This is a genomic window from Pseudomonas fluorescens (assembly GCF_040448305.1).
GTDB lineage: Bacteria > Pseudomonadota > Gammaproteobacteria > Pseudomonadales > Pseudomonadaceae > Aquipseudomonas > Aquipseudomonas fluorescens_BH.
This window is the reverse complement of record NZ_CP148752.1, coordinates 2,398,242-2,414,855: the sequence shown is the minus strand read 5'-3', so window position 1 is coordinate 2,414,855 and position 16,614 is coordinate 2,398,242. Positions and strand designations below refer to the sequence as shown.

General features: G+C 55.7%; 16 protein-coding genes. 11 read left to right on the top strand and 5 right to left on the bottom strand.

Annotated elements, in window-relative coordinates; all coding sequences use genetic code 11:
* Nucleotides 1–5: 5 nt before the first annotated feature.
* Nucleotides 6–1,058, bottom strand: coding sequence for a 2,5-dihydroxypyridine 5,6-dioxygenase (locus WHX55_RS11050; protein WP_353742581.1), 1,053 nt, complete (start codon nt 1,056–1,058; stop codon nt 6–8).
* A gap of 347 nt (nt 1,059–1,405) precedes the next feature.
* Between WHX55_RS11050 and WHX55_RS11045 the strand changes: the two genes are divergently transcribed.
* The 11 genes from WHX55_RS11045 (at nt 1,406) to WHX55_RS10995 (ending at nt 12,023) form a co-directional block, all read left to right on the top strand.
* Nucleotides 1,406–2,554, top strand: coding sequence for an FAD-dependent monooxygenase (locus tag WHX55_RS11045; protein ID WP_353742580.1), 1,149 nt, complete (start codon nt 1,406–1,408; stop codon nt 2,552–2,554).
* The gene (locus WHX55_RS11040) at nt 2,551–3,369 is read left to right on the top strand and encodes an alpha/beta hydrolase (protein ID WP_353742579.1); all 819 of its coding nucleotides are present in this window, start codon (nt 2,551–2,553) and stop codon (nt 3,367–3,369) included. The genes WHX55_RS11045 and WHX55_RS11040 overlap by 4 nt, the downstream gene beginning before the upstream one ends.
* Before the next feature lie 81 nt (nt 3,370–3,450).
* Complete coding sequence (locus tag WHX55_RS11035) at nt 3,451–4,155, top strand: Asp/Glu racemase (protein WP_353743040.1); 705 nt, start codon at nt 3,451–3,453, stop codon at nt 4,153–4,155.
* Between the two features lie 9 nt (nt 4,156–4,164).
* On the top strand, nt 4,165–4,797 hold the full coding sequence (locus tag WHX55_RS11030) for an N-carbamoylsarcosine amidohydrolase (protein WP_150727180.1): 633 nt from the start codon (nt 4,165–4,167) through the stop codon (nt 4,795–4,797).
* 269 nt (nt 4,798–5,066) lie between these two features.
* On the top strand, nt 5,067–6,383 hold the full coding sequence (locus WHX55_RS11025) for an MFS transporter (protein WP_353742578.1): 1,317 nt from the start codon (nt 5,067–5,069) through the stop codon (nt 6,381–6,383).
* A gap of 205 nt (nt 6,384–6,588) precedes the next feature.
* Nucleotides 6,589–7,881, top strand: a complete 1,293-nt coding sequence (locus tag WHX55_RS11020) for an OprD family porin (protein ID WP_224789715.1) — start codon at nt 6,589–6,591, stop codon at nt 7,879–7,881.
* A gap of 871 nt (nt 7,882–8,752) precedes the next feature.
* The gene (locus WHX55_RS11015; protein ID WP_353742577.1) at nt 8,753–8,962 is read left to right on the top strand and encodes a hypothetical protein; all 210 of its coding nucleotides are present in this window, start codon (nt 8,753–8,755) and stop codon (nt 8,960–8,962) included.
* Nucleotides 8,963–9,214: 252 nt separating this feature from the next.
* On the top strand, nt 9,215–10,102 hold the full coding sequence (locus WHX55_RS11010; protein ID WP_353742576.1) for a hypothetical protein: 888 nt from the start codon (nt 9,215–9,217) through the stop codon (nt 10,100–10,102).
* Between the two features lie 346 nt (nt 10,103–10,448).
* The gene (locus WHX55_RS11005; protein ID WP_353742575.1) at nt 10,449–10,652 is read left to right on the top strand and encodes a hypothetical protein; all 204 of its coding nucleotides are present in this window, start codon (nt 10,449–10,451) and stop codon (nt 10,650–10,652) included.
* Between the two features lie 337 nt (nt 10,653–10,989).
* Nucleotides 10,990–11,244 carry a hypothetical protein gene (locus tag WHX55_RS11000; RefSeq protein ID WP_353742574.1) on the top strand — a complete coding sequence of 85 codons (255 nt, stop codon included), beginning with the start codon at nt 10,990–10,992 and terminating at the stop codon, nt 11,242–11,244.
* Nucleotides 11,245–11,420: 176 nt separating this feature from the next.
* Nucleotides 11,421–12,023 (top strand): hypothetical protein, encoded by a 603-nt coding sequence (locus WHX55_RS10995; protein WP_353742573.1) that lies wholly within the window; start codon nt 11,421–11,423, stop codon nt 12,021–12,023.
* 146 nt (nt 12,024–12,169) lie between these two features.
* On the opposite strand, the gene WHX55_RS10990 is transcribed toward WHX55_RS10995, so the two are convergent.
* The 4 genes from WHX55_RS10990 to WHX55_RS10975 form a co-directional block, all read right to left on the bottom strand.
* Entirely contained in the window at nt 12,170–12,610 is a 441-nt protein-coding gene (locus WHX55_RS10990) for a DUF2514 family protein (protein WP_353742572.1), read from the bottom strand.
* Nucleotides 12,611–12,621: 11 nt separating this feature from the next.
* A complete protein-coding gene (locus tag WHX55_RS10985; RefSeq protein ID WP_353742571.1) occupies nt 12,622–13,260 on the bottom strand; it encodes a glycoside hydrolase family 19 protein in 639 nt (212 codons plus the stop codon).
* 477 nt (nt 13,261–13,737) lie between these two features.
* Nucleotides 13,738–15,936, bottom strand: coding sequence for a hypothetical protein (locus WHX55_RS10980; protein WP_353742570.1), 2,199 nt, complete (start codon nt 15,934–15,936; stop codon nt 13,738–13,740).
* A 211-nt stretch (nt 15,937–16,147) separates the two neighbouring features.
* Nucleotides 16,148–16,603: a hypothetical protein gene (locus WHX55_RS10975; RefSeq protein ID WP_353742569.1), complete on the bottom strand. Its 456-nt coding sequence runs from the start codon at nt 16,601–16,603 to the stop codon at nt 16,148–16,150.
* Between the last annotated feature and the right edge of the window lie 11 nt (nt 16,604–16,614).

Sequence of the window (16,614 nt, the reverse complement as noted above, 5' to 3'; positions counted from 1 at the left end):
TTATATCACCGCACGATAGATGCCTGCGGCGCTACCACATCACCGCCCAGGACCACCGCCTGATCATCGAGGTAGATATCGCAATGGCGTAGCGGGATGTCCAGGTGGCACGGGGTTTTTCGGGTACCGCCAACCTCGGTATTGGGCCCGGTGGAGAACAGGAAGTTGCCGTAGAACGCCCGGGCATCCATGCACATGCCGTCGTTTTTGTCATGCAAGCCCATGGCGGTCCACTGCGCACGCGGCTGCAAACCCCAGCCGATATGGGAGATGCCGTACACCTCGGGATCGTTGAAGTACTTCATGTAATCGCGCAGGTATTCGGCCTCGAAGCCACCATGGATCGAGGTAATGAAGCCCTTTTCGATTTCCAGGGTGATCTTCTCTCGCGAGTAATTCTTGAACGGCAACAGGATATCGCCGACGTCGATCACCAGTACTCCCTCGGCGGTTTCCTCGTTTGGCCAGGAGAATAGAAAACCGCTGGGCCAGTGATCCCAACGCCCCGGCTCATCGGCAAAACCGTACTCGGTGACCGCAGGGTATTGCCCGAGCAACGCCTTGAAATCACTGCCGGCCCTGGACTTCACGTGGATCGAGCGCGCCTGCTTCAGCAGCTTCTCGGCCGCCATCACCCGCTCTTTGTCCGCCAGCGTAGGCAGCATCCGCGCCAGCACTTCCGGTGGTTCGACCGCCAGCAGTATGCGCGTCCCGGTCTTGAGGATCTGCTCCTGCTCCGGCGAGTGCAGCAACATCATGGTGTCGACCACAAGGTCCGCTGCTTCCAGCGCCCGTTGCGCGGCGATATTGCCGGTCAGCGCGGTGTCGCCGCAGTAAGCGGTCATGTCATTGCCCATGGCCATAGGGTGATTGAATGACGGCAACTCGACCGCATAGACCTTGGCCCCAAGACGCTGCGCGGCGTCCATGGCCGCCCGCACGGTACGCGAGTCGGAGTAGTGGCTTTTCAGCACCGCGACACTTTGAGTCGAGTCCACTTTCGACAGTTTCAACACGTGTTCAAACATCTGGGTCAGTTCGCAATCGCTTACCGGCATTTCTTGTCTTCCTCTTAACCTGTTGAGTTCGTTCGACGCCTCGCACCCTGTGCACCAAAGCAAGGCGGCGAACTTGGCACCTGCACGAATTTGAAGTGTATACGCTATTTATTGACGATAAAACATTAAATTTACGGACGCATGACGAGAAGGATCTAAACGTTACAAAGCAACACAACTCCACAAAATAAGGGTTACCTAGCGTTACGCGCGCCGTTTATCGCTGGTTTTTTATTTTTCAAACGGGCTCTTCCAATTCAAAAACAATAGCGTATACACTTCAAATCGCGGCGAGACGACAACCCGATCTCACCAGCCACATATTCAAAACGAAGGAAAAGCCCCCCATGCGAAACAAACAAAAAATCGCAATCGTCGGCGCCGGTCTAGGTGGCGCTGCTGCTGCCACGCTGTTACAGAAAGCCGGGTTCGAGGTCGATATCTATGAACAGGCCCCAGAGTTTTCCCGTATTGGTGCGGGCATTCACATGGGCCCGAACATCATGAAAATCTTCCGTCGCATGGGTATTGAACAGAAGCTGAGCGACATGGGTTCGCACCCCGACTTCTGGTTCAGCCGCGACGGTGCCAGCGGTGACTATCTGTCCCGCATCCCCTTGGGTGAATTCGCTCGCAAGGAATACGGCGCGGCTTACATCACCGTGCACCGCGGGGACCTGCATGCACTGCAAATGTCGACCATTGCGCCGGGCACTGTGCACTTCAACAAGCGCCTGACCGGGATCGAGGAAACCGATGAACTGGTGCGCCTGCACTTCGGCGACGGCAGCACCACAGAGGTCGATATTGTCATCGGCGCCGATGGCATCAACTCCAGAATTCGCGAAGAGTTGCTCGGTGTGGAAAGACCGCTGTACAGCGGCTGGGTTGCGCATCGCGCCTTGATTCGCGGCGAGGTGCTGGCCAAGTACAACATGGACTTTGAAAACTGCGTGAAGTGGTGGAGCGAAGATCGTCACATGATGGTCTACCACACCACCAGCAAGCGCGATGAGTACTACTACGTCACCGGCGTACCGCACCCGGCCTGGGACTTCCAGGGCAGCTTTGTCGATAGCAGCCGCGACGAAATGTACGACGCATTCCAGGGCTATCACCCCACCGTTCAAGCGTTGATCGAATCCAGTGAAAGCGTGACTAAATGGCCGCTGCTCAATCGCAATCCGCTGCCGCTCTGGAGCCGTGGACGGATGGTGTTGCTGGGTGATGCCTGCCACCCGATGAAACCGCACATGGCGCAAGGCGCGGGCATGGCCATCGAAGATGCCGCCATGTTGACCCGCTGCCTGCAGGAAACCGGGCTCACCGATTACCGCACCGCGTTCAAGCTATACGAAGCCAACCGCAAGGACCGCGCCTCGCGAGTACAGGCGGTGTCCAATGCCAACACCTGGCTGCGCACACAGGAAGATCCGGCCTGGGTCTACGGTTATGACCTCTACGGCCACCCACTGAAATCGGAAGTGGCCGCATGAGCACCTTCATTCAGGGCGGCAACGTTCAAGCCAATGGTGTCCGCCAGCACTACCTGCGTTACGGCGGTCAGGGCAGCACCGGCAAACCGATAGTGTTGCTGATTCCCGGCATCACCAGCCCGGCGGTCACCTGGGGGTTTGTCGCCGAGCGCCTGGGCCAGCATTTCGATACCTACGTACTCGACGCACGTGGCCGCGGCCTGTCCTCCACCGGACCGGAACTGGATTACGGCACCGACGCCTGCGCCGATGACATCGGCGCATTCGCCAAGGCCATGGGCATCAATGCCTATCACCTGGTGGGCCACTCCATGGGCGCGCGCTTTGCCGTGCGCAGCGCCGTACGCAATCCAGAAGGCCTGCAAAGCCTGGTACTGATCGATCCACCCGTCTCCGGTCCCGGCCGGCGCGCGTACCCGAGCAAGCTGTCGTGGTACGTGGATTCGATCCGCCAATCACTGAGCGGGATGGACGCCGACGCCATGCGCGCCTTCTGCCCGACCTGGACCGAGGAGCAACTGCAAGTCCGCGCCGAGTGGCTGCACACCTGCTACACACCGGCCATCGTCCGCGCCTTCAACGATTTCCATGAGGTGGACTTTCATCAAGATCTGCCGCACCTGCCTGTTCCTGCCCTGCTGATCGTTGCCGGCCGCGGCGGCGTGATTCAGGCCGGGGACGAAGCAGAAATTCGCGATCTACAACCCGGCATCCAGATTGCTCGCGTTGAAAACGCGGGACACATGATTCCGTGGGATGACCTCGAGGGTTTTTTCGCGGCTTTCGGCGATTTCCTCGGCCAGCCCCTGACCTGAATTCAACGCACGTTGCAAAGGAGACAGATTGTGATCAAGCCTTATCGAATCGGCCAGATTGTGCCAAGTTCCAACACCACCATGGAAACCGAGATCCCGGCGATGCTGGCAGCACGCCAATTGATCCGCCCCGAACGTTTCACCTTTCATTCCAGCCGCATGCGCATGAAGCAGGTGCGCAAGGAAGAGCTGGCGGCAATGGATGGCGAATCCGATCGCTGCGCGGTCGAGCTGTCTGACGCCAAGGTCGACGTGCTGGGTTATGCCTGCCTGGTGGCGATCATGGCCATGGGCCTGGGTTATCATCGCCAGTCCGAGCAGCGGCTGCGCAAGGCCACCGCCGACAACGACGCCAATGCGCCGGTCGTCACCAGCGCCGGCGCCTTGATCGAAGGCTTGAAAGTAATGGGCGCCAAACGCATTGCCATTGTCGCGCCGTACATGAAGCCGCTGACCGAGCTGGTAGTGGATTACATTCGCGAAGAAGGTTTCGAGGTGGTGGACTGGCGCGCCCTGGAAATTCCCGACAACCTGGCCGTCGCCCGCCACGACCCGGCCAACCTGCCCGCCATTGTGCGCGACATGAACCTTGAAGGCGTGGATGTGATCGTCCTGTCGGCCTGCGTGCAGATGCAATCGCTGGGAGTGGTCTCACAAGTCGAGGCCGAAACCGGCAAACCGGTACTCACCGCAGCCATCGCCACCACCTACGCCATGCTCAAGGCACTGGACCTGGAGCCCATCGTTCCGGGTGCGGGCGCGCTGCTGTCTGGCGCTTATAAATAGGAGCGTGTCATGAGCCAAGAACAAAGTGCCGACGCCAACTATCAGGGCGTGTGGGGCCAGCGCATCGGCTTTGGCAATAAGCCTGCGCTGTTGATGATCGATTTCATGCAGGGCTATACCCAAGAAGGCGCACCGCTGTACGCGCCAGGCGTGGTCAGCGCTGTAGCCGAGAGCGTCGAACTATTGGCCTGCGCCCGCCAGCATGAAATCCTGGTAGTGCATACAAACATTCGCTACCACCCAGGGCATTTTGCCGACGGCGGCATGTGGGTCAAAAAAGCACCCGTCATGAAAGACATGGTCGAGGGCAACCCACTGGCTGCTTTCTGCGAGCCAGTGCTGCCCAACCCCGATGAAGTGGTACTCAGCAAGCAGTACGCCAGCTCGTTTTTCGGTACCAGCCTGGCATCGATGTTGCGCGCCCAAGGCATCGACACAGTGGTACTGGCCGGCTGCTCGACCAGTGGCTGTATTCGTGCGACAGCGGTGGATGCCGTGCAGCACGGATTCCGGACCATCGTTGTTCGCGAATGCGTCGGCGATCGACACCCCGCACCACACGAAGCCAACCTGTTCGACATTGATAGCAAGTATGGCGATGTGGTGAGTAAACAGGAGGCCATGACGCAGTTCAGAAAATGAGAGGGCCATTGGTTTTCCCGGGCTAATACAGCGCCCTCCCGGGCAAGCCTGCAACCTCCACAGATTCATGGCTTTACCGAATAACCGGCAGAAATGGATATCTGCCGTCGAACCAGGCCGTAGAGCACTGGTCGCCAAATACTGAGCAAGGGTCGACATCAAACCCTGCCCAGTCTTCTGACACTGCCTTTGGAAGCCGCCAACCGGTGCTACCAAAGCATTGATCCGCGGCTAAACAACAATCACAAAGTCACCGCCAGGAGACACCCATGCCCTCTGCAAATGTAGGTACACCCACTGCGACCACCGTCGCAGACCCAGTCCAGGCGCTTTACCGCAAGATCACCTGGAAGCTTATTCCCTTCCTCTGCTTCTGCTATCTGGCCTCATATCTGGACCGGATCAACGTCGGCTTCGCCAAACTGCAAATGCTCGAGCATCTGCAGTTCAGCGAAACGGCTTTCGGCCTGGGCGCCGGTCTGTTTTTTGTCGGCTATATCATTTTCGAGGTTCCGAGCAATCTGGTCCTGGAAAAAGTCGGGGCGAAGATCTGGATCGCCCGCATCATGATCACCTGGGGGCTGCTCTCGGCCTGCACCATGCTCGTCACTTCCACCACACAGTTCTACATTCTGCGCTTCCTGCTCGGCGCCGCCGAAGCGGGCTTTCTGCCGGGGGTGCTGTATTACCTGACCACCTGGTTCCCGACCTATCGCCGCGGCCGCATCATCGCCTTGTTCATGATCGGCCTGCCGTTGTCCAGCGTGCTCGGCGGCCCGCTGTCCGGCTGGATCATGGGGCATTTCGATAACGCTGGCGGCCTGCGCGGCTGGCAGTGGTTGTTCCTCCTCGAAGCGATACCCAGCGTGTTGCTTGGTGTGCTGACCTTCTGGGCCTTGCCGAACAACTACCGCCAGGCCAAATGGCTCAATGATGACGAGAGAAACCTGCTGGAACAGGAACTGCGCGCCGACGACGCCGACTCCACCGGCAGCAAGCACAGCTTTCGCGACGGTTTCTTCAACCTGAAGGTGTGGATGCTCGGCGGCATCGACTTCTCGATCCTGCTCAGCGCCTATGCCATGGGGTTCTGGATGCCGACCTTCATCCGCAACGCAGGCGTCGTCGATACCTTTCACATCGGCGTGCTCACCGCGCTGCCGAGCATCGCCGCGTTGCTGGGCATGCTGTTGATCGGCGCCAGCTCCGACAAACACCGCGAACGCCGCTGGCACATCATCGTGCCCTTTCTGGTGGGCGCGGCAGCCATGGCCAGTGCGCCCTTCTTTGTCGATAACGTGGTGGCGACCGTGGCGCTGTTCGCTATTGCGTCGGCGGCGATCATCGGCGCGGTGCCGGTGTTCTTCAGCCTGCCGGCAACCTTTCTAAAAGGCACCGCGGCGGCCACCGGCTTCGCCCTCGCCTGCTCGGTGGCGAACATCGCCGGGCTAGTCAGCAACTCGCTGATGGGCGTGGCCATCGACGTCACCGGCAGCAGCGCCGGCGCACTGTGGTTCTTCGCCGGCTGCCTGATTCTCAGCAGCTTCCTGGTGATCGCCCTGCCGGCCAAGCTGGTCAATCGTTGAGACACGTCAGCCAGGCGACTGCGTGTCCTGGTGTGAGTCGCAAGGGGATCTCATGCAGCCCCCCTTGCGGCTGATCCCACCGACGCGGAGCAGCTCAAGCCAGGCCCGCGAGCCATCAGCCACCTCATGTTCAAACCCCTCCTGCGGACAGGCCTCGACCTCGTCTGACGGGAGGCGCTTTGTCCTCATTCCAGAGATCAACAGCATGCACACTCCTGCACTGCGCAAAGCCCATGCAATCAGCGGCACCCTCGGCGGCTGCCTGACGCTGGGCCTGGCCCCGCCACTGCTGGCCGAAGAAGCCGGCTTCATCGAAGGCGCGACGGCCAATCTGCAACTGCGCAACTACTACTTTAGCCGCGACTTCTCCGACATCGTCGGCCCCAACAAGCAATCCAGGGCCGAGGAGTGGGCCCAGGGCTTTATCCTTGATGCCCGCTCAGGCTACACACCGGGCAGTATCGGTGTCGGCGTGGACGTGCTCGGCCTCTACGGTGTCAAGCTCGACAGCAGCCCGAGCCGGGCCAGGACCGGACTGCTGCCGACACACGACGACGGCATATCCGCCGATGAGTACGGCCGCCTGGGTGCGGCGATGAAACTCAAGGTCTCCAGCACCGAGCTGAAGGTTGGTGAGCTGCGGCCCAACCTGCCAGTACTGGTCTACAGCGATCTGCGCCTGCTGCCGCCGACCTACCAGGGCGCTTCGCTGGTTTCCAACGAATTGTCCGGACTAACCGTAAACGCTGGCCAGCTGCACTCCACTAGCCTGCGCGACTCGAGTAACACCCAGGAGATGTATGCACTGATCAATGACCCGATCAACCCGGCGCGTATCGCCAATTTCACCAGCGACCGTTTCAACTATCTGGGTGCCGACTACAGTTTCAACTCCAATCGCACCAGCGTCGGTCTCTGGCAGGCGCAACTGGAAGACATCTACCAGCAGCGTTACTACAGCTTCAAGCACGCCGAGCCAGTAGGTGACTGGACGCTAGGCATAAGTGTCGGCTACTTCGATGCCCGCGACGACGGCCGGAGCATCGCCGGCAAGCTCGATAACCATGCACTGTTCAACCTGTTGTCAGCGAAGCGCGGCGGCCATACCTTCTACCTGGGCTACCAGCAGATCGGCGGTGACGATGGTTTCATCCAGGTTGGCGCCAACACCAACCCGCTTGGCAATACCCTGCCCACCTACGAGTTCGCCGCACCGGATGAACGCTCCTGGCAAGTCCGGCACGACTACGACTTCGTCGCCCTCGGAATTCCCGGCCTGACCACCACTCTGCGCTACGTGACTGGAGACAACGTCACCACTGGGCGGGGGTTTGAAGGTCAGGACTGGGAGCGCGATCTGGATATTGGCTACGCAGTCCAGAGTGGAGTGCTGCGTGGAGTGGGCGTGCGCATCCGCAATGCTACTGCGCGCTCCAACTACCGTAGCGATATTAACGAGAACCGACTGATCCTCAGCTATAACATCAGCCTTTTCTGATAGCCGTACCCGCCGGAACTTTCAGGCAGAGTAAGCCAAGAACCTGGGCACCATCAGCGACGGTGCCCAGGAGCCGACATGGCGAAGCAGAGCCTCAGCGAGCATCTCACCCTCGGGAAGATCACACCGTGGTGAACCGGCGGTTGAGGCGCCACTACGCAAGGACCCAACATAAATCAGTAGCACGCTTCGGGCAGACGCTACGCTTGCATTTTCGCCTGCAGGCCGCCCACCGCTGGAGAGTGGGCTAGCTCACAAGCTTGGTGAATGGTGGTCTTGCGGTATTTCAGCATGCCGCCACTGTGTGTTCACGCCGACACCGAATTGACCCATGTGCCGGCGCAAGACTGCCCCACCTCCAATTGGTACGAATCCAGCGTAGGCGAAGGTTCGAGAGGGGTCAGACTGGATCAGTGGCATTTCGGCAACTGGATCAAATCGGCGTCGGCACGAACACCGGGGGGGGCATTGGCACACCGAAATCTTGCGTCCATCTCCTTCCCAAGAGGTGAGGATTCCACCGAAAGCCAGCCGTTTTGTAGGGGTAAAAACGATCAAAAATAAAAAAGGGTCGCGAGTAAAAATCTCGCAACCCTTTGATTTATATGGTCGGGACGGAGTGATTCGAACACTCGACCCCTAGCACCCCATGCTGGGGACTATACCTACCTAACCTATTGTTTTATAAGGAATAAAACCACAATTCAGAGTGACAAAAAATCCTCTTTTTTGTGATTTCGCAAATGATAATCCGCGGCTTTCAGCGGAGGTTTTGCGCACACCCATCCCGGCGTTCTGCCGAGCACCACTCTCCCTCTGACACCCCGATTATCGCCGACTGCTACGCTGAAATCTCCACGGAGGATTCGCGATGCCAAGCTCAGATCTACTCCCTTCCCTGCTGTTCAAACTCAACGAAAACCAAATAGCTCTCGAAGCTGCCATCCTGGAGCTATCGAATTGGGTGGAGCAGCGCGGATCGGCCGATGTCGCCGACAACGTGCGTTGTGCGCTGGAAGCCATCGATAAGAACGAAGAGTTCATCAAGATGACACTCGCAGTGATGATGGCGCCGGAGTGACGGCTATCAGCTGTGGATTCAACCGGTTGATGCAATACACTAGATTCTGTGTAGTCAGGAGGAATGTTGCAGATGAAGCAGAGACCTCAGTTCCCCACTCAATGCTCGCCTTGGCTAGTAGCCAGCCAGAGCTGACTACGCCAAAACCGCTGGATGACGGCCGCCACAAGCAGCTGATTCGTCGTCTAGAGTTGCGCTCAACTGTTGCTCACTTCGTTAGGTCAATTTCTATATGTCTTTGAGGTGCTGTAGATGACTCACATCCAGGTTAGAAAATTACTGAGCGGTCGCACGCAATACGCAGGCCGAGATTGGTGGTACGAGTTTCAGCAGCTTCCAATGCTTTGCAATGAAAATTTTGTTTCTCGGCGCGCACAAAATTTAATGAAACAATTTTCTCTGCTGACCAAGAACTGGAGCGCGGACCTAAACTCTGAATGGACGGTGCGAATTTACTTTTCGGCCAAGATGGTGCTGGCTGCTTCCGTGATGGCTCAAAGTCTGAGGTATGCTGAAGAAAAAAATCTTCGTGCAGTAACGTCTTACCTTAGCTACTACACCGTCATGCATTCTCTTCGTGCAATCGCATTCACCAGCCCCAACGCGGCTTGGAATAACGGTGAGATATTGCTGATGACGCACTCAAAGACAATCAATATCGCGTGCGACGAAATCGCAAATTTCGATCGGGAGCTTTCGGGACGTGTAAAGAAGGCGGTTCTTCATCTCAAGGCCTTCAGAGAGTTGATCTCGTACAGAGCGCCGTCCAGCGGTGATCGATTTCCAAAACCAGACTTCGATATTTACGAATACTCTCGCTTATTTCTCGAAATCGCGCAGTTGCAGTCTGAGTTGCTTGAAGCATCGATTGAGAAGAACGTAACCGAATCCTTCGAGTTGCAGAACGAAGTAATCTCCCACGTTACCGATGTCGAGATTGAGGGTATCAACTTCCACGATAACGAGGATAAGTATCGGCTCGGGTATTTGTCGCAAAAGCATCCGGCACCAACAAACATTCTCCACATCATGTCTGAAGGACACGTCGAAGACTTTTTTGGTTCGTGGTGCTCTGACGACGAGCAGCCAGGCTCCTTTGATCCAGATGAAGATTGGCAAATATTGTTCGATGTCCCGTAGCAAGTCGGCACATAAGAACACATTGCAGGTGACGCTTTGGCCGCAGTGCAAGGTCTCGCATGGCTTCAAACGCAACTGAACATGGGCGTTAGGCGGCAGCTATGGATTGATTGAAGCCCTACACGATAGGCAGCGCTGGCCTAATTCCGTGCAGAATTACACCGCGATTCTAAAGGGGTAAGGCAAAGTACGCAGGGCCAATGAAACCGGGCACTTCCTTACTTTGGAATACCCGGTTTAACCTGCTTTACACGGTCAGTGGTACAAAAATTGGTACAAGATGCAGTCACTTTCGGCGAAGAGCCGGAAGTCTCACAACCAGTTTGAACCGGTAAGGAATGCACTGATGCCAACAAACTCCGAACACCTTGATCACGCCAGAGAGAAAGCAAACCTGGCCTTTGATCACCACTGCGCACAATGGGATCTGCTTCAAGCCAAACCGGCGCCCACCGCAGAGGATTTAGATGCCTGGCTGTCTGCGCGGGATTTGTTCTACGAAGCGCAGGACGCGTTTGAGAAAATCATTCGCCAAATGTCGACAGTATAAATCCGCTGAAAACCAGCGCGTGCCAGTCACCTTGACCCCCACCATGTCAAGGTGACCGGAAACCACCATAAGTTACTAATTTATAAGAGAAAATTGTCTTTTTTCAATACTCTCAAAACCACTACATCCCCCTATAAGAATCAATAACTTAGCGTTGTATATTCCTACAGTAGTGCCATCCTTTCCAGGCGTTCTGCCGACCAAAACCCTTCCAAAATCCAATACGCTCGTCGCCTGGCCTCGCCAAAGGTTTACGACTCGACAACTGTATGCACAGCCAGTATAGAGCGCAAAAGAAGTCAGTGACCTCGACGAAGATGTCTTCGGCGCGCTCGGCATGCCGACGCCCCTCCAAATGTACAAACAACACGTGGTGCTGCTCGAAAGTGAGATCGAGCAGCTGCAGCAAGACCTGGCCCAGGCCAAGCAAAACATCGCCAAGCTGGTGGCGATACAGCAGACCCAGGAAAAAGAGAAGACTGATCTGAGGGTCGAGAACTCGAGCATGAGCAACCAGCTGCGCTCGGCTGGACTCATGCCGCCTGATAATCCGCTCAGTGAGTCATCCGTTCTGGCTGAACGGCTTCCATGAGCGTCTTCGACGTAATGCTTGGACGCCCAACGACAACGGTACCCAAGTGCGGCATAAGGTGAAGACCAAAGGCTGTTATTTCGCTAGCATGGGCAAGCGCATCAATGTGCCGGCATCGGGGCTGCGCGAATAAACCTCTGATGAAATGATAGGTCTACATCATAAAAGGAATTAAAATGAGCGATCCATTGAAGCTGCCAAAAGCGGAACTCGACGCAGCAGAAAAAGCTATCGTGCAAATGAAAGCATCCACAAGCATGGGCGAATTTGAGATCCACTGGAAACACTTTCTTTCATGCTTGGAAAAAACATTTAAAAAAATCGAAAGAACCTGCCAACCTCAAGCCAATATTTTTCAACCATGGCAAGGTAGTTATCAGAGATTAAGAAAAAAAGATATGCTACTGCGATACCTTAAACAAGCAAGAGACGCGGATACTCATTCTATTCAAGAGATCACCCAAGTCAAGCCGGGGCGAACTCAGATGCACAGCGTAGGGCAAAGTGTACATATTAGGCACATGAGTACAAATGACGACGGGACGATCAATTATGACGGTACTCCTATGGTAGTTTCTCACACGCCGGCCACCCCAATTGCAGTCCCGGTAAAGAATAATGGCGAATGGTACAACCCTCCCACCACGCACTTAGGTATTACAGTACCAAGCCATAATCCTGTAACCCTTGCAGAGCTTGGGCTGTCTTTCTACAAGAACTATTTGAATTCGGTAGAGAAGAAATTTTTCCCTCCGACCGGACAACAACCGGCATCTTAAAATATTAGTTCTCGCAATTTGCCATCGAGAATAAATTTTACATTATTTTATCAATCACCCCCGGCCACACGGGGGTGATTTCTATGCGATATCCTATAGCCTATTTTATAATCAACACCCCGTAAGCCGACTCACACGCCTGCCGGTTACTCTAGCTCTGTCGTAAGCTTTAGCCAGCTTTCCCGCTCGAGCATCAGCCTGCTAGGTCGGAGAGCACCATTGCGGCGCGGGTGGCTGCTTCGCCTCAATCGGACAACGCCGGGATCGCTGACGCAGCCACCGGCAGTGGCTGCCAGCCTGTCGGCGGCGTCGTGCACGCGCTCACCAGTAACATCGGTGTCAGCAGCAACAGTGTCCACCGCCTGGCTCTGTGCTTTGGCATCTGTCCTTATCTCATCCACTGCCGACTGACGGCGTAGCTCTTCAGCCCGGACCAAGGACTCGACCCGCTGGCCGGTCTTGGCCTGGGGCTCACCCTGCTCTGCCCTGCGCGCCCGCCAGCTGGAATCAGCCACGCTCCAGCCATGGCGGTAGCTGCTGTATAGAGCGGCGAATGCCAGCGCCAGGGCGGTGGCGATACCCACCATCCGCCCCGCGGTCACGCCAGAACCTTCAGGCAGAGTTCATACAGTGCCTTACGCTCGGCCGCACCGTGCGGGACACGGCCCAGTTTGCCGGTGTTGATCAGGCTACTGATGTCCTGAAAGCGACCGGCGTCGGCCAAGTCGTTCAGCCTGTTGGTTGACCAGTGCCAAGCTGCGGATAACGCCGCCTGCTCCGGCTGCTCGAGCAATTCTGGCTCGGACTCCAGCGGGAGACCCAAGCCGGTACCGGCGTTACGGTAGTTGTTGCGCCCGGTCAACTGGATCAGACCACGGCCCCGGTACCGCCAGCCGTCCCCCACGTGGCTGTTCCCGTTGCGGCCGGCATAGGCATCGTTGGCGATTGCCTCGGGCCGTCTGGACAGGATGACAGCCTTGGTGTTCGGGTTGCCGTCTGCAGCGCGGTACCGGCTCGGCCAAGTTACGGCCAAGCCCTTTGCGTCGTAGTTCAGGTTTTCCACCAGTCGGCGTAGATGGCCCGACTCATGACCTACCTGGGCGATGAACGCCGCCTGGCGTACGCGGCTATCGATCTTGAACCGCGCCATCGCTCGGTTGAGCGCAGGAACAAAAACGCCCGCGACTGGGCGGGCGTTCGGGAGGATCTGCAGTAACTGCTGCTCGGTGATCGGCATGTTTTCTCCAGACGTAAAAAAGCCCGCCGGACAGGCTGTGTGAAAACGCAGGCAGCGTTTTTAACTCCATGCTCCTACGTAAAATCTGACAACGTTCGGTTAGTCAGCCAGGCTTGGAATTTGCGTAGAAGCGAGGTACTTGCTCTATCTTTGAACGCTGCGATTGCTCGAAAGAGTTTTCACACAGCCCGCCGGAACGAGCTGTTCAGAAAACTTAAGAGGTTTTCCACTGACAAGAAATCATTGGCTTGCTCGTTATAAGTCACGTTCCCAGATAAGGCTCATCCCAACCAATCGAGATTCGTCAAATGCGCACTCATCAACATAAGAGAGACTAAAATCCGGCCGTGCCCACGCATCAGTTTTTTGAGTTACATATTCATCGTACATCAGGCCGAACGACCTATTAACCGCTATGTATATTTCTCGGCCACCCGGGGTACTAACCCCCTGATACATCTGAATCATAAGTCCCCCTTAAATTCTCGCATCGACAGCAAGCGTTGCCGTACCGGTTCCGGCAGTTGAGAACCGAATCTTAACCGTGATGTTATTTGCGTCAGTCGACTCGACATAACGCTGCGCAATATCGCCCATCGTGCTGCCAGCATTTGGCACAAGATTGACCGTGCAGTTGATGGCCGGTGGTGTGCCCACAAGGCCATGCGCAACAACAAGCGTCTGCACTAACGTAGACGTCAAGTTGATATTGTTTATGGATACCGACTCGCTTCTCTGTGTGGTTCCACCGCCGACAGGGACATGAGTAATATTAAACATCCTTGCCTGTCGTCGCGACATTGATGAAAGCCCAATGACTGGCGTTGTACAGCGATCACTGACTAGATCAAAAGTACTGCTATAGTCGCCACTGCTTGGCAGTGATACGAAATTAATCCCAACATCGCACAACTGGGCATGAACCTTCAGCGTAGACGCGGTAAAAGCGCTGGTTACTTCAGCAACACAACTTGCAGAGCCGAGTATCGTTGTACCCTGCATGGCCGTACCAACGACCTCAATATCGCTCAGAGGTGCCGCACATACCACTCCACGCCCTGCCGTTTGACCTGCAGTAGTTTCGATATGAAATTTGAGTTTCTGCTTAACCCCGGTCACTACGGCAGCATCCGATGCATGCTCGGATAAATACCCCGCCTCTCGCTTGATCTTGACGTTTTCGCACACTCCACCAAAAGCAGCAGCAATGGTAACGTGAGGACGAGTACCGTCCCCACCGGTATTGTTATGCGAATCCATCATGCCAATTTGATAGCGGACACTTGAGCCTATGTAAATGTTACCAAAGCTATTTTCTCCCATGATGTACTCAGCATTGAAGCGCACTGAGGGCCTACCTTCACCCTCGCGGTCGACATAAATTGCATATCCGAACCTGTTATCGAACGAGTGAATGTATCCAACCTCACAGGATCTAAGAACAACAGCTCCATCCACAGTACGAGCTGGGTACAATTTGGAGCGCTTGCCGGGTACATACTCATTTCGACGAGAGCCAGCAGGCCAACCCACATAGACATCTCTCACTTGTATGTCAGCGGGACCAACAAATACAAAGCCTTCCTCCCCTGTATCATGAATATACAAACCACGGATGCCGACCCCACCATATTCATCATGGGGATCAAAAGGCTTTGGTTCATCAGCATCTGAATTGTAATAGGTTCCACTCGGGGCAAGCGCAGAATAAAACCCAACACCAGCGATCCTGCTGAGTTTCAAATCAATGACAGAGTAACCGCCGCCATAAAGGCGAATGCCGAACCCGTTTGAATCAGAAACAACTCCACCAAATTTATCTGCATTACCGTCTAATGCGAACCCCGACAGAATAAAACGCTTAGGCACTGGGTTTATTGGGTCATTTACAGAAACTGACTGGGCTGCTTTCAAGCCATCGAAGTTGAGCGTGTCGATCATGTTCCCATCATAACCATCAACAGCCTTGATTGTTACCAGCCCACACCCCGGCCCAACCAACACACAGTCGGTACGAACAAGCAGATCCGTACCGCTTGTATAAAATGGCTTCCAAACGTAGACCCCAATACCATCGTCCCATGCAGCGTTAATAATCGCGCCTACATCACTGATCGGTAAATTGTACTTGGTACTTAGAACTTCTACTGGCATGCAGCGCTTCGCCATCAACGCGGCATACACGCTTCCCCCAAGAAAGCCCAACGCGCCAGCACCTTTGTTTGGATCAAAGGGGTTGATCAGGTCTTGACGAAGCGTTTCATCCCCGAGCAGCACAAACGCATCGCTTTCAGCCCCCCAATCCCCTGTAGTGGTATATGGAGCAGCGACAAAAGAAGATAGCCGGTATGGCTGGCCATCCTTCATCACGTACTGACTGTGGCGCTCAATCACTAAGCCAGGACCGTAGTCGCCAATCAGTGCGTACGCACTGGATTCCATGAAGCGGTCGAACTGATCAGTTCGCTCATCTTGCGCACTTTGAAAATTTGAATCTCGCTGCGACTGATCTGAGTCGAACTCAGCAATCATGCCGGGGATGCTTTTGCGATTCACCCCAAGCCGATCTTTGTAGGTGGTCGCCGGACCGTTGGCGAAGCTATCGAAGCATTTCGCATTGTCCGACAAATCGCGCGGATCGGTGCTGCCGATCGGGTTACGGGTGTTGTAGCTCATGGTCATCTCGCTCACACAGTAAGCCGCCGGCGCCGCAAATGAAGCGGTGCCGAGTGCACTGATTTTTATCAATTGCCGGCGACTAACCATTACGACCAACCTCAAAAAAGAATCGGTTGGCAGTGTACCGGCGCAGGCGTTGTAGGCCGAATGAAGAATGTACGAATCGTTGCAACAGACTGACGCAGACGCAGCCAAACACCATGCAGACCTACCCTGCTGGCCACTCGTGGTTTATGGCGCGGTCGAAGATGTCCGCCATAGCAACGTAGTCGGGTACAGTGATAATCCAGCCCGCGTCCAGAATGGGGCGCTTGAACAATTCGACTTTGGCGGTAAAGCGCCAATGACTCACACCCACCAGATTCGGCCCGTCGTAAATATCAATGAAGCGGGCTCGGTGATCATCTAAACCTAGCGGTGTCTTAAGTAGGCATTGGAACCATAAACTGCCCGAAAGCAGGATGTGCTCGAACCATCCCTCAAACAGCTGCGCTTCTGTGTCATTCAGAAGCCACGTGACTGTCGCCACGGTGGGGACTGATGTGAATCGACGCCGCTGTCTGGCTCGCCCACTCTGCAGATCAGAGCGAGCAATCGGGCTCACGGATTGAAAGCCATAACCTTCGCGCTGCGGCAGGGGCAGAAACTTCGGATACTCAATCATTTGCTGCCTCT

Coding starts and splice junctions, on each gene's coding strand:
- WHX55_RS11040 (WP_353742579.1), top strand. CDS start 2,551: ATGAGCACCTTCATTCAGGGCGGCAACGTTCAAGCCAATGGTGTCCGC.
- WHX55_RS11025 (WP_353742578.1), top strand. CDS start 5,067: ATGCCCTCTGCAAATGTAGGTACACCCACTGCGACCACCGTCGCAGAC.
- WHX55_RS11050 (WP_353742581.1), bottom strand. CDS start 1,058: ATGCCGGTAAGCGATTGCGAACTGACCCAGATGTTTGAACACGTGTTG.
- WHX55_RS10985 (WP_353742571.1), bottom strand. CDS start 13,260: ATGCCGATCACCGAGCAGCAGTTACTGCAGATCCTCCCGAACGCCCGC.
- WHX55_RS11045 (WP_353742580.1), top strand. CDS start 1,406: ATGCGAAACAAACAAAAAATCGCAATCGTCGGCGCCGGTCTAGGTGGC.
- WHX55_RS11035 (WP_353743040.1), top strand. CDS start 3,451: ATGGAAACCGAGATCCCGGCGATGCTGGCAGCACGCCAATTGATCCGC.
- WHX55_RS10975 (WP_353742569.1), bottom strand. CDS start 16,603: ATGATTGAGTATCCGAAGTTTCTGCCCCTGCCGCAGCGCGAAGGTTAT.
- WHX55_RS11020 (WP_224789715.1), top strand. CDS start 6,589: ATGCACACTCCTGCACTGCGCAAAGCCCATGCAATCAGCGGCACCCTC.
- WHX55_RS11005 (WP_353742575.1), top strand. CDS start 10,449: ATGCCAACAAACTCCGAACACCTTGATCACGCCAGAGAGAAAGCAAAC.
- WHX55_RS10995 (WP_353742573.1), top strand. CDS start 11,421: ATGAGCGATCCATTGAAGCTGCCAAAAGCGGAACTCGACGCAGCAGAA.
- WHX55_RS11030 (WP_150727180.1), top strand. CDS start 4,165: ATGAGCCAAGAACAAAGTGCCGACGCCAACTATCAGGGCGTGTGGGGC.
- WHX55_RS11010 (WP_353742576.1), top strand. CDS start 9,215: ATGACTCACATCCAGGTTAGAAAATTACTGAGCGGTCGCACGCAATAC.
- WHX55_RS10990 (WP_353742572.1), bottom strand. CDS start 12,610: ATGGTGGGTATCGCCACCGCCCTGGCGCTGGCATTCGCCGCTCTATAC.
- WHX55_RS11015 (WP_353742577.1), top strand. CDS start 8,753: ATGCCAAGCTCAGATCTACTCCCTTCCCTGCTGTTCAAACTCAACGAA.
- WHX55_RS11000 (WP_353742574.1), top strand. CDS start 10,990: ATGCCGACGCCCCTCCAAATGTACAAACAACACGTGGTGCTGCTCGAA.
- WHX55_RS10980 (WP_353742570.1), bottom strand. CDS start 15,936: ATGAGCTACAACACCCGTAACCCGATCGGCAGCACCGATCCGCGCGAT.